The organism is Citricoccus muralis, assembly GCF_003386075.1.
Lineage (GTDB): Bacteria > Actinomycetota > Actinomycetes > Actinomycetales > Micrococcaceae > Citricoccus > Citricoccus muralis.
Window position 1 is genome coordinate 2,618,405 of record NZ_QREH01000001.1, and the last position, 15,640, is coordinate 2,634,044.

At 68.3% G+C, this 15,640-nt stretch carries 19 protein-coding genes; 10 read left to right on the plus strand and 9 right to left on the minus strand.

Translation table 11 applies throughout. The features are described from left to right. The first annotated feature begins 76 nt into the window (after window positions 1-76). Both C8E99_RS11590 and C8E99_RS11595 read left to right on the plus strand, forming a co-directional pair. Window positions 77-793 (plus strand): AzlC family ABC transporter permease, encoded by a 717-nt coding sequence (locus C8E99_RS11590; protein WP_115932417.1) that lies wholly within the window; start codon window positions 77-79, stop codon window positions 791-793. Then, window positions 786-1,118 carry a branched-chain amino acid transporter permease gene (locus C8E99_RS11595; protein ID WP_115932418.1) on the plus strand — a complete coding sequence of 111 codons (333 nt, stop codon included), beginning with the start codon at window positions 786-788 and terminating at the stop codon, window positions 1,116-1,118. The genes C8E99_RS11590 and C8E99_RS11595 overlap by 8 nt, the downstream gene beginning before the upstream one ends. Here C8E99_RS11595 and C8E99_RS11600 read toward each other — a convergent pair. The 3 genes from C8E99_RS11600 to C8E99_RS11610 form a co-directional block, all read right to left on the minus strand. Beyond that, window positions 1,105-1,695 carry a dihydrofolate reductase family protein gene (locus C8E99_RS11600; RefSeq protein ID WP_115932419.1) on the minus strand — a complete coding sequence of 197 codons (591 nt, stop codon included), beginning with the start codon at window positions 1,693-1,695 and terminating at the stop codon, window positions 1,105-1,107. The genes C8E99_RS11595 and C8E99_RS11600 overlap by 14 nt on opposite strands. Window positions 1,696-1,701: 6 nt before the next feature. Then, window positions 1,702-2,274 carry a dihydrofolate reductase family protein gene (locus C8E99_RS11605; protein WP_115932420.1) on the minus strand — a complete coding sequence of 191 codons (573 nt, stop codon included), beginning with the start codon at window positions 2,272-2,274 and terminating at the stop codon, window positions 1,702-1,704. A gap of 90 nt (window positions 2,275-2,364) precedes the next feature. Beyond that, window positions 2,365-2,955, minus strand: coding sequence for a TetR/AcrR family transcriptional regulator (locus C8E99_RS11610; RefSeq protein ID WP_115932421.1), 591 nt, complete (start codon window positions 2,953-2,955; stop codon window positions 2,365-2,367). A gap of 43 nt (window positions 2,956-2,998) precedes the next feature. Between C8E99_RS11610 and C8E99_RS11615 the strand changes: the two genes are divergently transcribed. After that, complete coding sequence (locus C8E99_RS11615) at window positions 2,999-4,027, plus strand: alpha/beta fold hydrolase (RefSeq protein ID WP_115932422.1); 1,029 nt, start codon at window positions 2,999-3,001, stop codon at window positions 4,025-4,027. Here the strand turns inward: C8E99_RS11615 and C8E99_RS11620 are convergent. Both C8E99_RS11620 and C8E99_RS11625 read right to left on the minus strand, forming a co-directional pair. Next, window positions 4,015-4,719: a phosphoribosyltransferase gene (locus C8E99_RS11620; protein WP_115932423.1), complete on the minus strand. Its 705-nt coding sequence runs from the start codon at window positions 4,717-4,719 to the stop codon at window positions 4,015-4,017. The two genes, C8E99_RS11615 and C8E99_RS11620, sit on opposite strands and share 13 nt — an antisense overlap. A 15-nt stretch (window positions 4,720-4,734) precedes the next feature. Further along, the gene (locus tag C8E99_RS11625) at window positions 4,735-5,178 is read right to left on the minus strand and encodes a YciI family protein (protein ID WP_115932424.1); all 444 of its coding nucleotides are present in this window, start codon (window positions 5,176-5,178) and stop codon (window positions 4,735-4,737) included. Window positions 5,179-5,375: 197 nt separating this feature from the next. Here C8E99_RS11625 and C8E99_RS11630 point away from each other — a divergent pair, with 197 nt between their 5' ends. Then, complete coding sequence (locus tag C8E99_RS11630; protein WP_115932425.1) at window positions 5,376-6,086, plus strand: VOC family protein; 711 nt, start codon at window positions 5,376-5,378, stop codon at window positions 6,084-6,086. On the opposite strand, the gene C8E99_RS11635 is transcribed toward C8E99_RS11630, so the two are convergent. Next, window positions 6,083-6,802: a DUF899 family protein gene (locus tag C8E99_RS11635; RefSeq protein WP_115932426.1), complete on the minus strand. Its 720-nt coding sequence runs from the start codon at window positions 6,800-6,802 to the stop codon at window positions 6,083-6,085. The genes C8E99_RS11630 and C8E99_RS11635 overlap by 4 nt on opposite strands. 183 nt (window positions 6,803-6,985) lie before the next feature. Between C8E99_RS11635 and C8E99_RS11640 the strand changes: the two genes are divergently transcribed. Both C8E99_RS11640 and C8E99_RS11645 read left to right on the plus strand, forming a co-directional pair. Beyond that, window positions 6,986-8,224: an ATP-binding protein gene (locus tag C8E99_RS11640; protein ID WP_115932427.1), complete on the plus strand. Its 1,239-nt coding sequence runs from the start codon at window positions 6,986-6,988 to the stop codon at window positions 8,222-8,224. Window positions 8,225-8,307: 83 nt separating this feature from the next. Next, on the plus strand, window positions 8,308-9,051 hold the full coding sequence (locus tag C8E99_RS11645; protein WP_115932428.1) for a GTP pyrophosphokinase: 744 nt from the start codon (window positions 8,308-8,310) through the stop codon (window positions 9,049-9,051). A 30-nt stretch (window positions 9,052-9,081) separates the two neighbouring features. Here C8E99_RS11645 and C8E99_RS11650 read toward each other — a convergent pair whose 3' ends face one another. Further along, the gene (locus C8E99_RS11650; protein WP_115932429.1) at window positions 9,082-10,536 is read right to left on the minus strand and encodes an aldehyde dehydrogenase family protein; all 1,455 of its coding nucleotides are present in this window, start codon (window positions 10,534-10,536) and stop codon (window positions 9,082-9,084) included. A gap of 153 nt (window positions 10,537-10,689) precedes the next feature. On the opposite strand from C8E99_RS11650, the gene C8E99_RS11655 reads away from it, so the two are divergent. Then, window positions 10,690-11,127: an NTP pyrophosphohydrolase gene (locus C8E99_RS11655; RefSeq protein ID WP_115932430.1), complete on the plus strand. Its 438-nt coding sequence runs from the start codon at window positions 10,690-10,692 to the stop codon at window positions 11,125-11,127. Between the two features lie 34 nt (window positions 11,128-11,161). Here the strand turns inward: C8E99_RS11655 and C8E99_RS11660 are convergent, their stop codons facing one another. Beyond that, window positions 11,162-12,538 carry an NAD-dependent succinate-semialdehyde dehydrogenase gene (locus C8E99_RS11660; RefSeq protein ID WP_115932431.1) on the minus strand — a complete coding sequence of 459 codons (1,377 nt, stop codon included), beginning with the start codon at window positions 12,536-12,538 and terminating at the stop codon, window positions 11,162-11,164. A gap of 273 nt (window positions 12,539-12,811) precedes the next feature. On the opposite strand from C8E99_RS11660, the gene C8E99_RS11665 reads away from it, so the two are divergent. Further along, the gene (locus C8E99_RS11665) at window positions 12,812-13,045 is read left to right on the plus strand and encodes a hypothetical protein (RefSeq protein ID WP_115933440.1); all 234 of its coding nucleotides are present in this window, start codon (window positions 12,812-12,814) and stop codon (window positions 13,043-13,045) included. An 82-nt stretch (window positions 13,046-13,127) separates the two neighbouring features. Here C8E99_RS11665 and C8E99_RS11670 read toward each other — a convergent pair whose 3' ends face one another. Then, window positions 13,128-13,658 (minus strand): DinB family protein, encoded by a 531-nt coding sequence (locus C8E99_RS11670; protein ID WP_115932432.1) that lies wholly within the window; start codon window positions 13,656-13,658, stop codon window positions 13,128-13,130. A gap of 112 nt (window positions 13,659-13,770) precedes the next feature. Here C8E99_RS11670 and C8E99_RS11675 point away from each other — a divergent pair, with 112 nt between their 5' ends. Continuing rightward, entirely contained in the window at window positions 13,771-14,283 is a 513-nt protein-coding gene (locus tag C8E99_RS11675; protein WP_245952294.1) for an aminoacyl-tRNA deacylase, read from the plus strand. A gap of 166 nt (window positions 14,284-14,449) precedes the next feature. Continuing rightward, entirely contained in the window at window positions 14,450-15,589 is a 1,140-nt protein-coding gene (locus tag C8E99_RS11680; protein ID WP_115932434.1) for an LLM class flavin-dependent oxidoreductase, read from the plus strand. Window positions 15,590-15,640: the final 51 nt, after the last annotated feature.

Below are 15,640 nucleotides of genomic sequence, written 5' to 3' on the forward strand. Positions count from 1 at the left end.
GACTGCTCGTCGATTGGTCGAGTGACTCCGATGAGTGTGTCATCGGGACACGCTTCGACGGGGGATCATAGAAGGCATGAGCAGTGAGGTGGCCAGCCGGCCGGTGAACCGGCGCGCGGAGATCGCGTTCGGCATCAGATTGTCCCTCCCGGCAGGGCTGGGGATGTTCCCGATCGGCATCGCCTTCGGACTGCTGGTGATCCAGTACGGGTTGCCCTGGTGGATGGCCCCAGCCCTGTCCATCGCCGTCTTCGCCGGGTCGGTGGAACTGCTGCTGATCGGACTCATCGCGGCTGCCACTCCCTTGGCCACCATCGCTCTGACCACGTTGCTGGTGAACTTTCGCCACGTGTTCTACGCGTTCTCCTTCCCGCTGCACGTGGTGAAGAACCCCCTGGCGCGGGCGTACTCCGTCTATGCGCTGATCGACGAGGCCTACGCCATCACGGCCGTGAACCCCCGGGGCTGGAACGGCTGGCGGCTGCTCGCCACCCAGATCGCCTTCCAGGTCTACTGGGTCAGCGGCGGTCTGGTCGGGGTCCTGTTCGCCTCGGCGCTTCCCGGGCCGGTCGAGGGGCTGGAGTTCGCCCTCTGCGCCTTGTTCGTCACCCTGACCCTGGATGCCTGCCGCTCCCGGAAGGAGATCCCCTCCTTGGTGATGGCCCTGGCCTGCTTCGGAGGGGCCCTGTTGCTCGTGCCGGACTCAGCCCTGTTCGTGGGGATGCTGTTGTTCGTGGCCGCCCTGGCCGTCCGGTTCCTGCTCACTCGGAAGGGGGCTCCTGACCATGGTTGAGCTCGACCCCTGGTACGTGGCCGGAGCCCTGGCCATCGCGTTCGCCATCACGCTGTCCCTGCGGGCCCTGCCGTTCGCCGTCCTGAAGCCCCTGCGGAAATCCCGGCTCGTCATGGCCATGGGCCTGTGGATGCCGGTGGGGATCCTCGCCATCCTGGCCGCCTCCACCTTCGTCAGCACCGCCAGCGTGGACTGGGCCACCGTAGCCAAGGCGGTCGTGGCGGTAGCGGTTACGGCGGCGGTGCACCTGTGGTGCGGGCGCCGGACCCTGCTCAGCATTGGCCTGGGCACGCTGACGTTCGTGGCGCTGGTCAACCTGCTGTAGACCGCGTGGCCTGGGCCGGGCCGACCACCCGATGCCGCACCGCCACGGCCCCGCCAGCGAATCGGCGCTCGTCCATCAGCTCGAGGTCCAGCCGCAGGCCCGCCGGGTACATGGGCAGTCCGCCGCCGATGACGATCGGCAGCAAGACCTGGTCGACCACGTCGACCAGTCCGGCGCGCAGGGCCTGCCCGGCCAGGGTGGGCCCGGCGATCATCAGGTCTCCGGGCGTGGAGTCCTTCAGGGCGCGGACCGCCTCCGGGTCGAAGGTCCGCTCCAGGCGAGTCCTCCGGGTGACGGGCTCCTCCAGCGTCGAGGAGTAGACGATCTTGTCCGCATCGACCCACCGCTCGGCGAACTCCGCGTACAGCCGGTTCGCCGCCGCAAAGGAGAGGTCGGTCTCCCAGACGGTCATCAGTTCGTAGGTCCGCCGGCCGTAAAGGTGGAGATCCACCCCCAGCAGTTGGTCGTTGGCGTACTGATGGACCTCCTCGTCCGGCTCAGCCCAGGAGAAGTCCCCGGACGGATCAGCGATGAACCCGTCCAGGGATCCAATGGAGAAGTAGCCCAGCTGGCCCATAGCCGATCAGTAGTCCTGCTCGGAGCCGAGCCCCGCGAGCGGCTCATAGGCGGCGTAGACGACGCCGCCGGCGAAGGTCTGCGCCTCAGTACGCCGCAGCTGCGGCACGGAGTATCCGTCCGGGAAGAAGCCACGGCCCCGGCCCTGCCAGGCGGGGTGGGTGAACATCCGGTAGAGGTCCACCAGACCGGCCCGGATGAGGGCGTGGCACAGCTGGATGCTGCCTGTGATGATGACGTCCCGGCCCGGCGCGGCCCGCATCTCGAGCACCGCCTCCAGAGGATCGCCGGAGATCACGGTGGTGTTCTGCCATCCCGGATCGGTCAGGGTCGAGGAGACGACCCGCTTGTCCGCCCGATCGAGACTTTCGGCAACACCGGTGGTGTCCCCCGTCTGGAGGGGCCAGTAGCCGCGGAAGTCCTCGAAGGTCTGGCGGCCCAGAAGCAGGACGTCCTCGCGCTTGGTCTGCCGCATCAGCTCCGCGGCCAGGTCCTCGTCCTGGTTGGACGGGTCGAACCAGTCGTCCAGCATCTCGACCCTCCCGTCCAGGGTGGTGTTCTGCGTGATGACGATCCGCATGGGTCCTCCTGGTTCGTTTGGTCCTCCCACGCTAGGGGCACGGCCTACCCTGCGCGTCTCCGATCCTGCCGGATTCCCCCACTCGCCAGGTCAGTCCGTGTGGACCGCGCGGTCCACCGCGTCCCGGATCAAGGCACCGGCTTCGTCCGCCACCAGGGCACCGGCCAGTACCCGGGTGTTCAGGCCCTCGGACAGTGACACCAAGGCCAGGGCGGTGGACTGCGCCTCCCGCGCCTCCTGCGTTCCTCGGGCCGCGGCGAGCAGAGTGGCCGTGGCCTCCGCGCGGCCGTGCATGGCCTCGGCCACCACTGCGGCAATGCCCGGATGGGACACGGACTTGGCGAGATAGGTCGCCCACACCGAGGAGCCGACCCGCAGTCCCTCGGTGAGCGGAAGGGGGGCGCAGAGGAAGTCCGCCAACGCGTCGCGGGCACGCGCGGGCTCCCGGAGGGACGGATCCGGGCCGTGGTCCTGCTCGGCCGCGGACACCATCGCCCGGCAACCGAACACCACCAGCTCGTCCTTGCTGGAGAAGTAGTGCTGCACCCGGCCGATGGATACCCCGGCTGCCTCCGCCACCGCACGGAAGGACACCCCGTCGATCCCGTGTTCGTGGATGACCTGCCACAAGGCCAGGGCGATCTCCCCGCGGCGCTGCTCATGGTCGACGATCTTCGGCATGCCGCCACTTTACAGTACGGACAACTTGCATCACCATTACAGTATGAACATATTGGTAAAGCATCGGCCGCGGCGCCCCGGTCGCGGGCGCCGGATCCTCCGGTGGCTGGGCACCGGTCTGCTCGTGGTCTTGGCGGGGATCGGGCTGGCCGCCACCTGGACCTTCTTCGCCGGCCCTCCCGGCGTCGGTCACTTCCGCAGCACCGAGGGTCGCGGCGAGTACCTGTCCGCCTACCGGGACTCCATGGCCCGGTTGCCGGAGCCCACGGACACCCATGACGTCCGCACCAGCCATGGAACGGTCCGCGTCTACGAGTGGGCCACGGACCAGAACCGCGGAGAGACCCCCATCCTGCTGGTTCCCGGCCGGACCTCCGGCGTGCCCATGTGGATGGACAACCTGGAGAACCTCGCGGGGGAACGCCGGGTGCTGGCCTTCGACGCCCTCGGTGACGCTGGCCTGTCCGAGCAGGCGGTCCCCTTCGGCAAATTCGCCGACCAGGCCCGTCCGGTCGACGACGTGGTGTCTGCACTCGCCCCGAAGGGCGTCCACCTGGTGGGTCATTCCTTCGGCGGCGCCGTGGCTTCGGCCTATGCCCACCAGTACCCGGACCGCACCGTCACGCTCACGCTCCTGGACCCGGTCTTCACGCTGGCCAACCCCTCACCGGAGATGCTGTGGTGGAGCGTGGTCGCCTCACTGCCGGGCTTGCCGGAGGTCTGGCGGGAGACGGCCCTGGAGCGGATCGGCGGCGCGGAGATCGACTCGGAGGAGGATCGCGACGAGCCGATGACCCGCATGATCACCGCGGCCACCGCCCACTATCAGGCGGCCCTCCCGCAGCCGGAACCCCTGACCGATGACGAGCTGGAGCGGCTCGACATGCCGGTCTACGTGGCCCTGGCGTCACGCGACTCCCTGGCCGGTGGCCCGGGCGCGGTGGAGCGGGCAGAGGCACTGCCCGATTCCACGGTGAAGGTCTGGCCGGACACCACCCATTCACTGCCCATGCAGGCTGCAGGCGAGCTCGAGCCGGAGCTGTTGAGGTTCTTCGCGGATCAGGACCGCTGAAGGATCGCCACCACGTGCTCATCCTCCACGGCGGTGAAGTCCGCGTAGTGCTCGCCGACTGACCGGAAGAACCGGGGCGTGGCCACCACGACCACCTCGTCGGCCTCGCCGTCCTCCCGAATCCGGCTGACCGTGTCCCGGGCGGCCACCGGCACGGCCAGCACCACGTGGGCGGCGCCGAGGTGGCGGGCCACGGTGCAGGCCACCCGGGCCGTGGCGCCGGTGGCCATGCCGTCATCCACGATCACGGCCGAGGCGCCCGTCAGGTCCAGCGGCGCCCTGCCCGCCCGGAACAACGCCCCGCGGCGCTGCAGGGTCTGCTGCTCGCGCCGTTCCACCTCGGCGATCTGTTCCTCCGTGACGGCGAAGTGCCGCACGATCGAGGCGTCCAGCACCCGGGCGCCCTGCTCCCCGATGGCGCCCATCGCGAGTTCCGGGTGGGCGGGCACCCCGAGCTTGCGCACCATGATGACGTCCAGGGGCGCGCCCAGTTCCCGGGCGACCACCTCGGCCACCGGAACGCCGCCGCGCGGCAGGCCGAGCACCACGGTGGTTCCGGAGGAGGGCCCGACGCCGGCGCTCACCTCGGGCGCCCGGGCTCCCCGGACGTTCCGGTTGGGCGGCCACCCGCGGGAGGCGAGGTGGTCGGCCAGCTGCCGGCCGGCGTCGTACCGGTCTGTGAATTCCGCCATGGGTCTCCTCTGGGCCTACGGGTTCCCGCCTGCCGCTCGGTTCACTCCTTCACGCCAGCCCGCCTCCTTCTGGATGTACTCGTTGTCCGCGAAGTCGGCGAAGTCCTCCTCCGTCTGCACGCGCCGGACCTCCAGCTTGGACCCGGGCCCCAGTGGGCACTTGCTGGCCCACGTCACCGCGTCCTCCTTGGTGGGGACCTCGAGCATCCAGAACCCGTTGAACAGGGCCTCGGTCTCGCCGTAGGGGGCGTCCGAGACGGTCGGCGGGTCCTGGGCGAAGTCGAGCACGAAGTTGGCCCGGTCCTCCGGGTAGGCCAGCCCCTCGCCGCCCGCCATCACTCCGGCAGCCATCAGTTCCTCGTTGTAGGAGCCCATCTGGTTGAGCATCTCCTCCACCGGCATACTCTTGGAGGCCTCCACCGCCGCGTCGGTGGCCCGCATGATCAGCATGTATTTCATCGTGCTCAATCCTCTGATCCGGGCGGCATGGTGCACGTGATGATGCACTTCGGACGCGCACGCCCGAGCCGAGGTTAAGCCCCGCCCGGCCCGCGGTTCCAGAGTTCGCCGACCGGCGCCCGCCGCTTCACCGTGAGCCGGCCCGACCTGGCGTCAGGCCCTTGCCGTGCTGGCGACGGCCTTGGTACACGGGAGGGATGCGCCTGGAGAACCTGAACTTCGATGCCCGTGATCCGCGCCGGCTGGCGGACTTCTGGGCGGCCGCCCTGGGGGCAGAGCCCCTCACGGACGACGAGGCGGGGGTGGAAGTCCGGTTGCCCCTGGCGGAGGGCCGCTTCCTCGACCTGTGCTTCGAGCGCGTCACGGACCCTTCGCCGGCGAAATCCCGGCTGCACCCGGATCTGACCGGCGGGGACCGAGGGCGGCAACAGGATGTGGTCGAACGACTGCTCGGCCTGGGCGCCACACCAGCGGACATCGGTCAGGGAGACGTCCCCTGGGTGGTCCTGGCGGACCCGGAGGGCAATACCTTCTGCGTCATGGATGAGCGGCCGGCGTACCGCGACAGCGGCCCGATCGCCGCCCTGGCCCTGGAGAGTGCCGATCCCGAGCGGGATGCGGACTTGTGGGCGGTGGCCACCGATTGGGTCCGAGTGGAGGGGGAGGCACCGGCCTCCCTGCGCCACCCCTCCGGCACCGGTCCCGTCCTGGAGTTCCTCCGTGAATCCGGTCCGAAGCGCGGGAAGAACCGGCTCCACGTGGATGTCCGTCCCGGGCCCGACGACGGCGCCGTCACCGACCGGATTCAGGCTGCGGGAGCGCGGCTGCTCGTCAACAACCCGGAGTGGCCGTGGTCAACGTGGGCCGACCCCTCAGGAAACGAGTTCTGCGTCCTCGACGCGTCTTAGGCGCCCACGGAGTTTCCGTACCAACCGGCCACGTCCTGGGGCTCGGGCCAGCCGTGGCACGCCTCCCCGCCCGGCCACCCCTCCGGGGACTGCTGCCAGGCCTCCTGGCGGCCGTAGGGCAGCACGTCCATTAGCCCGAAGACGTGGGACACCGTCTCGAGGCCGCGGCCGTCGGTGTGCCACGTCCGGTAGACGTCCTCGCCGTCACGCAGGAACACGTTGAAGGCGTATCCGGCATGTGGTGGGGCGCCGACGTCGGCCCCGAAGGTGCTGTCCGCCGTGGAGTACCAGCTCATCCGGTTCCCGACGCGACTGCGGTAGGCCAGAGCCTCGTCGATCGGCCCCTGGGTGACGACCACGAAGCGCGCGTCGTAGTTCTCCAGGAACTCCAGGCGGGGGAACTGTGAGGAGAAGAAGGTGCAGCCGCCGCACTGGTACTCGGCGCCGTCGTGCCACATGTGGCTGTAGACGATCAGCTGGTGCTTGCCCCCGAAGAGGTCCACGAGCCGGATCGGCCCGAAGGCCCCCTCCAGCGTGTAGTCGGGCATCTTCACCATCGGCAGCTGGCGGCGCTGCGCGGCGATGGCGTCGAGTTCGCGGGTAGCGGCCTTCTCGCGGCGGCGCAGCGCATCGAGCTCGGCCTGCCAGGTCGGCAGGTCCACCACGCGGGGTGTGGCCGGGGCCGGATCGTAGTGGGAGAGGTCGGTGGTGGTCATCACAATTTCCTTCAGTGGGACAGACCGGTGAGTGCACGTTCTCGCTGCGTGCCTTCACGGTAGGTCCGGCGGGACGGTGTTGTCCTCTCCGGAAATGCTCACCTCGCGGGACCTCCTTCTTATGAGGTTTAGTCCACTTTATAGAGAACCACTAAACCTACCTAACCTTGCTAAGGTGGTCGGGTGGATCCACGAACCAATCCCTATACGCCCAATGCAGGCGCCGAACCCGAGGCCGTTGTCGGTCGTGAAGACCAACTTGAATCCTTCGATGTGCTCTTGGCACGTCTCGAACGCGGCCGGACAGAACAGTCGATGATCGTCACGGGGCTGCGAGGCGTGGGAAAAACCGTTCTGCTCCAGCAGTTCAGGCAGAAGGCCATGGAGAACACCTGGACTGTCATGGACATGGAGGCCGAGAAGAACGATACGTCTGGCTTCAGGAGGGACCTCGGTTCCAGATTCCACAGTGCCCTGCTCCAGATGTCCCCCAAGGCGAAATGGAGCGAGGGATTCAAGCATGCCGCTTCAGTCGTGAAGTCATTCTCCGTGACCGCGAGCCCCGAGGGCTCGGTCACCTTTGGGATGGATGTCAAGTCCCTCGAGGGCTATGCGGACCATGGCAACCTGACCCAAGACCTCGTGGACCTCTTCATTGCCGTCGGCAATGTAGCCAAAGAAAAAGAAACGGGCGTCGTCATCCTTCTCGACGAAGTCCAGTTCCTGAGCAAGGACCAACTCGGTGGGGTCATTACGGCCTTGCATAAAACCGCCCAGTACAAACTGCCCATCACCATGGTCGGTGCTGGTCTCCCCCAGATCGCCGGGTTCGCTGGAGACGCAAAATCCTACGCCGAACGCCTGTTCAAGTTTCCGCGCATCGGAAATCTCGACAAGGACGATGCGGCCAAGGCGCTCTCCAAACCGGCTACGTCAGAGGGTGTTCGATTCCATGAGGATGCCCTGGCGTTGGCCTTTGACATCACTGCAGGCTATCCATACTTTATCCAGGAACTCGGGTACGCCGTTTGGACGATTGCCGCCAACAACACGATTACCGTCGAGGACATCGAGTTGGCCGTGCCGGGATACACCGGCAAACTAGACCAGTCCTTCTTTCAGGTCCGCCTAGACCGCTGCACCGAACTCCAGCGGTCTTATCTGCGCGCCATGGCGGACCTCGGCCCCGAACCACAGAAGGCCAACGATGTGGCAGAACGCATGGGCCGTACATCCCAGAATCAAGCGCCCACCCGGGCCGAGCTCATTTCCATGGGATTGCTCTACACCCCGGAACACGGCTACGCCGCCTACACCGTGCCGCAATTCGACCAATACATGCTTCGCGCCATACCCACGTTGGAGGTACCGCAGAAGAAAACAAGGAAGGCCAAGCATCGGGCAACCGCCGAAAGCGAGTGAGCCACCGGTTCGAACCAACCCGTCACAGCCGGTGTCCAGCCTCGCCTCGGCGTCCTGACAGGCCACGGAGCAACAATGGACCCATGGATGATTCCCCGCGACGACCGGCGCACACCACCGATCTCGAACGGCGCGGGCCAGGCGGACCGGAGACAGGGTTGGGTCTGGCCGCTCTGTCCCCGGACCTCGCGCAGCGCCTCTCGGCCATCGGCGGCGAGTTCCAGCAGCTGACCCTCGAATACGACTTCGCCATGCGCGAGGTGGAGACGAAACTGCGGATCCTGCAGGACGAGTTCCTGCACTTGCATGACTACAACCCGATCGAGCATCTCGCCACCCGCATGAAGTCCCTGGACTCACTCGTCGCCAAGGCCAAACGCCGCGGATTGCCACTGGACCTGGACGTGTGGCGGCAGGAGATCACGGACATCGCCGGGACCCGGGTCACCTGCAGTTTCCGGCGGGACGTCTACCGGCTCTTCGAGTTGTTCACGGACCGTCCCGACGTGGAGTTGGTGCAGGTGAAGGACTACATCGCCCATCCGAAGACCAACGGATACACCTCCCTGCATGCCACGGTCCGCGTCCCGGTGTACCTCTCCACCGGGATGGTCCGGATCCCGGTGGAGATCCAGTTCCGCACCATCGCCATGGACTTCTGGGCGTCCCTGGACCACAAGATCAAGTACAAGTACGACGGCGAGGTGCCGGCCGACGTCGCGGGTGAACTGAAGGAGGCGGCCCAGTCCGCCCTGGACCTCGACCGGCGGATGGAACGCCTGCATGACCGCGTTCACGGCGACGGCGGCCCCACACTGCTCGTGTGAGGCCGCCGTCCATCGCGGTGCGGACTTAGCTTAGAAGGGGTAGGGGGCGATGTCCGGGCGCATCGTCACCCACTGCACCTCGGTGAACGCCTCGATGTTCGCGGTGTAGCCGCCGAACCGGGCCCCGGTGCCGGAGGCCTTGACCCCGCCCATGGGGGCATTGGACTCGTCGGCCACGGTCTGCTCGTTGATGTGGACCTTGCCGGCGTCCACGAGGTCGGCCAGCTTCATCGCCTCGCCCACGTCTCCGAGGATGCCGAGCGAGAGGCCGTATTCGTTGGCGTTGATGATCTCCGCAGCCTCGTCCACGGTGGCGAAGGACATCACCGGGGCCACCGGCCCGAAGATCTCCTCGGCCCAGGCCGGATTGTCCTGGCCGATCCCGGAGATCACCGTCGGGGCGTAGAACAGGTTCTCGTAGGTGCCCCCGGCCTCGATGGTCGCCCCGGCATCCTTGGCGCCACGGACGATCCGGTCGATGTTGTCCCGCTGTTTCTCATCGATGATCGGCCCCAGGGCCACCTGGCCGGTGGGGTCACCCACCGGCAGATGCTCGGCCTTCTCGCGCAGCGCACTGATGTACTCGTCCTTGATCGACTCGTGCACCAGATGCCGGCCACTGGTCATGCAGACTTGCCCTTGATGCATGAAGGCACCGAACGCCCCGGCCGAGGCCGCGGCGGCCACATCAGCCCCCGGCAACACCACGAGGGCGTTGTTGCCGCCCAGTTCCAGGTGGGCTCGCTTGAGGTTGCGCCCGCAGGCCTCCCCGACCTTCCGGCCGGCCGCCGTCGAGCCGGTGAAGGACACGATCCGCACCTCCGGCGCCTCGGACAGCGCGGCGCCGGTCTCCGCCCCGCCGGGCAACAGCTGCAGCACGCCAGCCGGCAGCCCGGCCTCCTCGAAGGCCCGCATGATCATCACGCCACCGGAGACCGGGGTCCGCGGATCCGGCTTCAGGATCACCGCGTTGCCCAGCGCCAGAGCCGGGGCCACCGAACGGATCGAGAGGATCAGCGGGAAATTGAACGGTGAGATCACAGCGACGACGCCAGCCGGCACCCGGCGCGCAAAGGACCAGTGGGGCTCATCCGAGGTGAGCACCTCCCCGGCCGGGTGATGCGGCAGCGCAGCGGAGTCAAAGCACTCGTTGGCCGCCACGTGGGTCTCCATCGCGGCCTTGCCAGCAATGGCTCCGGTCTCCCGCTGGATCCAGGAGTTCAGCTCGTCCACGTGGTCCTCGAACACCTGGCCGGCCCGGCGCAACACGGCCGCACGCTCTTCGGGTCGCTTCGCCGCCCACTGCTTCTGGGCCTTCGCGGCCCGGGTGGCCGCCGCGAACACGTCGTCGGCCGACGCCATGCCGGCCTGGCCCAACACCGAGCCGGTGGCCGGCTCCAGGATGTCGACGGTCCCGGCCGAACCCTCGGTCCAACCATCGGTATAGACCTTCCCACCCCACACTGACGGATCCAGAAAACTCATGACACTCCCTTGTTCACCTGTTCAACGGTTGTTGGCGCTGCGCGCCCGGTGCACGGCCGGCCGACCCCCGGAGGGCCGTGGTGGCGCTCTGGTCCCGAGCCTACCCACGGCCGAAACTGGAACGCGTTCGCCCGCCACGAGAGAATCGACTCCATGGAACGTGCCGAGCCAACCACCTCCCAGCCCCCGGCCCTCGTGGTCGATGCCGCCAACGTCGTCGGCTCCCGTCCGGACGGCTGGTGGACCGATCGGAAGGGCGCCACACTCACGCTTCGCAACCACCTCGCGGTCCTGGCACGTGAAGGTCTGGCATGGCCCTACGCCGGCCCGAACGGCCCGCGCGTGAGTCCCCACATCGTCCTGGTCGCCGAGGGACAGGCCCGCGGCCTCGACTCCGCCGACGGCGTGGAGGTGGTGGACGCGGCCGGCGAAGGGGACGACGAGATCGTGGACACCGTCCGGCGGCTCCTGGCCGAAGCCCCCGCCCGGCCCGTGGTGGTGGCCACCGCCGACCGGGAACTCCGGTCCCGGGTTCAGGCCCTCGGCGCCGCGGTCATGTCGGCGCGGGCGGTCCGCCACCCAGCGGAGTAGCTGGCGGTCGGCGAGCCAGGCGTCCACTCCCAGGTCAGGCCTTCGCCGTGCGGCGCAACCGGGTGTTGACGAACTCGCCCATGCCCCAGCGCCCGAGCTCGCGGCCGAAGCCGGAGCGCTTCACGCCACCGAAGGGCAGGCCGGGCAGGGTGGTGCCGTGCTCGTTGACGTAGGCCATGCCCACGGCCAGCCGGTCGGCGACCACCTGGGCCCGGCCGACGTCGTTGCCCCACACCGATCCGCTGAGACCGAAGCCCACGTCATTGGCCAACTGGACGGCCTCCTCCTCGGAGTCGACGCCATAGACCATGGCCACCGGGCCGAAGATCTCCTCGGAGTAGGCGTCCATCTCCGGGGTGATCCCGGTCAGCACCGCTGGGCGCATGAAGGCGCCGTCACCCTCGAGGGCATCACCGCCGGTGTGCAGGGTGGCACCCTGCTCCACGGCCCGCTTGACCTGGTCCACCACGGTGTCCCGTGCCTTCACCGAGGACAGCGGGCCGACCTTGACCCCCTTCTCCAGGGGGTCACCGATGGTCGCCTCGGCGAAGACCGAGGTCACGGTGGCCACGAAGTCCTCGAGCTGGGAGTTCAGCACGATCATCCGCTTCGGAGAGTTGCACGCCTGCCCGGCGTTGGAGAGCCGGGCCTTGGCCGCGGTGCGGGCCACCCTGCCGACGTCGGCATCCTCCAGCAGAATGAAGGCGTCCGATCCGCCGAGCTCCAGCACGGCCTTCTTGAGGTTCTTTCCGGCCGTTTCTGCCACGGTGGCGCCGGCCCGCTCGCTGCCCGTCAGGGACACCCCGCGGACGCGGGGGTCGGCGATCATGGTGGCGATCTGTTCGTGACCGGCGAAGACGTTGATGTACACGTCCTCGGGCACGCCGGCGGCATGGAGGATCTCCTCCATGACCTGGGCGGAGGCGGCACAGATCTCGGCATGCTTCAGGATGACCGTGTTGCCCGCCATCAGGTTCGGCGCGGCGAACCGGGCCACCTGGTAGTAGGGATAGTTCCACGGCATCACGCCCACCAGTGGCCCGACCGGCTCCGTGGTGACCAGCGATTCCTCGGCACCCTGAGGGTCCAGTGCCTCCGGCTCCAGCAGGTCCGGCCCGTGCTCCGCGTACCAGCGGTAGATCTCACCGGCCAACTCGGCTTCACCGATGGCCTCCCGCAGCGGCTTGCCCATCTCGGTGGCGATGAGCCGGCCCAGCTCCTCCTTACGGTCCGCGTAGGCGTCGGCCACCCTGGTCAGGATCTCGGCACGCGCCCGGACCGCGGTCGAGCGCCAGCCGGGGAAGGCGGCGTCGGAGCGGTGCAGCACGTCCTGCACCCCAGCCTCGTCCAGTTTCGGGAACTCTCGTTCGATCGCTCCGGTGGTCGGATTCGTCGTGGTGTAAGTAGCCATACCCCCACCCTGTCGGACTGGCGGAGTGCTGCCAACCCATTCCGAGCACATAGAGGTATTCCTTCGCGCCTGGCGAATCCGGGTGAGCGTCAGTCGGGCGGGCTTGAGCCGGGCGAACCGGCCCGGAACACCCCGCCGGCCTACGCCGGACCGCACCGGACCGCACCGGACCGGACCGCACCGGTCTGGAGACCTGTACGGCCGGCGTCGGGCGCTCCTACGCTGGACAGACCGCACACCTCCACCCGACTCCACCCGATGAAAGGGGTCATCATGGCCGTCTGCGACACCTGCGGCAACGACTACGACAAGGCGTTCACCGTCACCATGGGCGAACGGCAGGGCACCTTCGACAGCTTCGAATGCGCCATTCACACCATGGCACCGGCGTGCGCCCACTGCGGATGCCGCATCCTCGGGCACGGCGCCGAGGTCTCCGGCATCATGTACTGCTGTGCGCACTGCGCCGAGCACTCCGGAGCCACCGAGATCATCGACCGCGTCTGAGCGGGTCTGACTGCGTCCGCGGGCCGCCTCAGCCTCGATGCCCTCATCGCCGGCCGCCGGACCCGCTCGGTCCAGATCTGACTCAGGCGCCGACGTCGTGCAGGTGGTGTTCCATCTCGTGCGCGATGTACTGACTCATGGTGGCCACGGTGAAGGACATACCGTCCGAGCGCCGTCCGGAGCGTTCCCAGCCAAGGGCGGTCACGCCGTGCAGTAGCCGACCCACCTGCGCAGCGGACCGCTGCAGCTCCGCCAGGGTCTGCTGGGGGTCCTCGTTCCAATACTCCAGTTCCACGGCCTTCGCGTCACCGTCCCAGTCGGCGAACACCGGTCCCTCCTGCCCCAGCATGGCCTCCACCCGTTCCTGGAGCACCGCCAGCATGTCCCGGACATGGCCGGCGTACTCCAGCCGGGACCACACGGTGGGGGCGGGCCGCTGCGCCGCGTCGGTCCGGGAGAGGACGTCCCGCCAACGCGTCGACCGCTTCACGAACACATCGGCCAGCTCGGCCGGCGGGAGCGGCTGGAAACCGCAGTCCGGGCAACCGTCGGTGATGACGAACGTCCAATCCCGGTCGTCCCCGGGCACCGGAGGCGGGGGTGTGGAGGGCATGGTCCCATCCTGCCTGCGGCGAGGCGCTGCGTCGAGCAACCTCGACCTTGATCAACCTCGAACCAGAGAGCCGGCGGATCTTCGCCGGGCCTCGAACCGCTACGCTGGCGCCGTGAACAACCAGCCCCACTCCCGCCAGCCGGATTCCGACCAACCTGCATCCAGCCAACCTGCGGGCCTTCAAGCCATCGTGGATTCCGGCCTGGAGTACACCCTGACGCAGCACGGCCCGGTCTCCTCCCTGGCCGAGGCGGCTGAGGCCCGCGGGGTCGATCCGGGCCGGCTGATCAAGTCGCTGGTGGTGCGCCGCGGCGAGAATGACTTCCTGTTCGTCCTCGTGCCGGGGGGCCGCAGCATCTCGTGGCCCAAACTGCGGGCACTGTTGGGCGTGAACCGCCTGTCCATGCCCTCCGCAGCCGAGGCCCTGGAGATCACCGGATACCCGCGCGGTTCCATCACGCCCTTCGGCGCGACGACGGCCTGGCCCGTCATCGCCGACGTCGCCCTCTCGGGGGTGCAGGTCTCCATCGGAGCGGGGGCTCCGGGCGCTGCCGTGACGGTCGACGCCGACCGGCTGGTCGAGGCGCTCAGCGCGAGGCTCGCGGACGTGACCGACCCGGAGTAGCCGGCGTCTTCCCGGAACTCCCCGGAAGATGTTCACGCCGATGACACTCAGATGTCCCTTGTCTTCGTCGGGACGGACCACCATCGTGGAAGTCACGGAGGACGGCCCCGGTATCACCGCTGCTGCGTGCCGGGCCACAGATTGCAGACAGAAGGGTGCACGAGGCATGGGCACAGAGATCGACCTCGGCTGGTTCATCCCGACGATGGGAGACACCTCGCGGATCGGGGACCCCACCGCCTCCACGCCGCCCAGCCTGGATCTCTTCACCCACATCGCGCAGACCGCCGAGGACGCCGGCTTCACCTACCTCCTCGTCCCCGTGATGCCCGAGTGCTACGAGGCGCACATCTCCTGTGCCATGGTGTCGGCGCGGACGCAGAAGATCGACATGCTCGTGGCGGCCCGGGCCGGGTTCATCGCCCCTCCCGTCATGGCCAAGATGCTCTCCACCTTCGACCAGCTCTCCGGCGGCCGACTGCGCGTCAACCTCATCACCGGTGGCGACTCCGCCGAGATGGCCGCGGATGGGCTGTTCTATGACCATGACGAGCGCTATGACGTCTTGACGGAGACGGTCGAGATCCTCAAGGACGCCTGGACCCGGGAGGAGCCGTTCGACGTGGACGGACGGTACTTCACTGCCCGCGGCGTCCATGTCCAGCCCCGGCCGCTCCAGGCGCCGCATCCGCCGCTCTACCTCGGCGGGATGTCCGAGGCGGCTCGTCAGCTGTGCGCCAGCCATGCCGACGTGCACCTGTTCTGGGGCGACACCCCGGCCAACATCGCGAAGAACGTCCTGGATATGACCGCCCGCGCCGCCCAGAAGGGCCGCACCTTGGAGTTCGGGATGCGCCTGCAGGTGATCGTCCGCGAGACCGAGGAACAGGCCTGGACCGCCGCCGAGGACCTGATCTCGGCTGCCAGCGCGGAGCACCGGGAGTCGGTCCAGGGGCGTTGGAGCGAGTCGAAGGCCAACGACCGCATGAAGGAGCTCGCCCAGGCCGAGGGCCATCTGGTGGACGAGCACCTGTGGAGCGGCATCGCCACCGTGCGCCACGGCGCGGGCATCGCGATCGTCGGCAACCCGGAACAGGTGGCGGACAAGATCACCGAATTCGTGGATGCCGGCTGCTCGAGCTTCTGCCTGTCCGGCTACCCGCACGCCGAGGAGGCCGAACGCTTCGGCCTCCTCGTCATGCCGCTGCTCCGCGAACGCTTCGCCGTGAAGGGCGCCCGCCCCGGCGGGCAGGACAGCGCGGAGCTCACGACGCCGGCCGCGGCCCTGGTGGGATCAGACGGCTGACCAGCCGGTCCGTTGCGGCGGCGGGGGAGAATTCCTCCAGCCTGGTCTCGT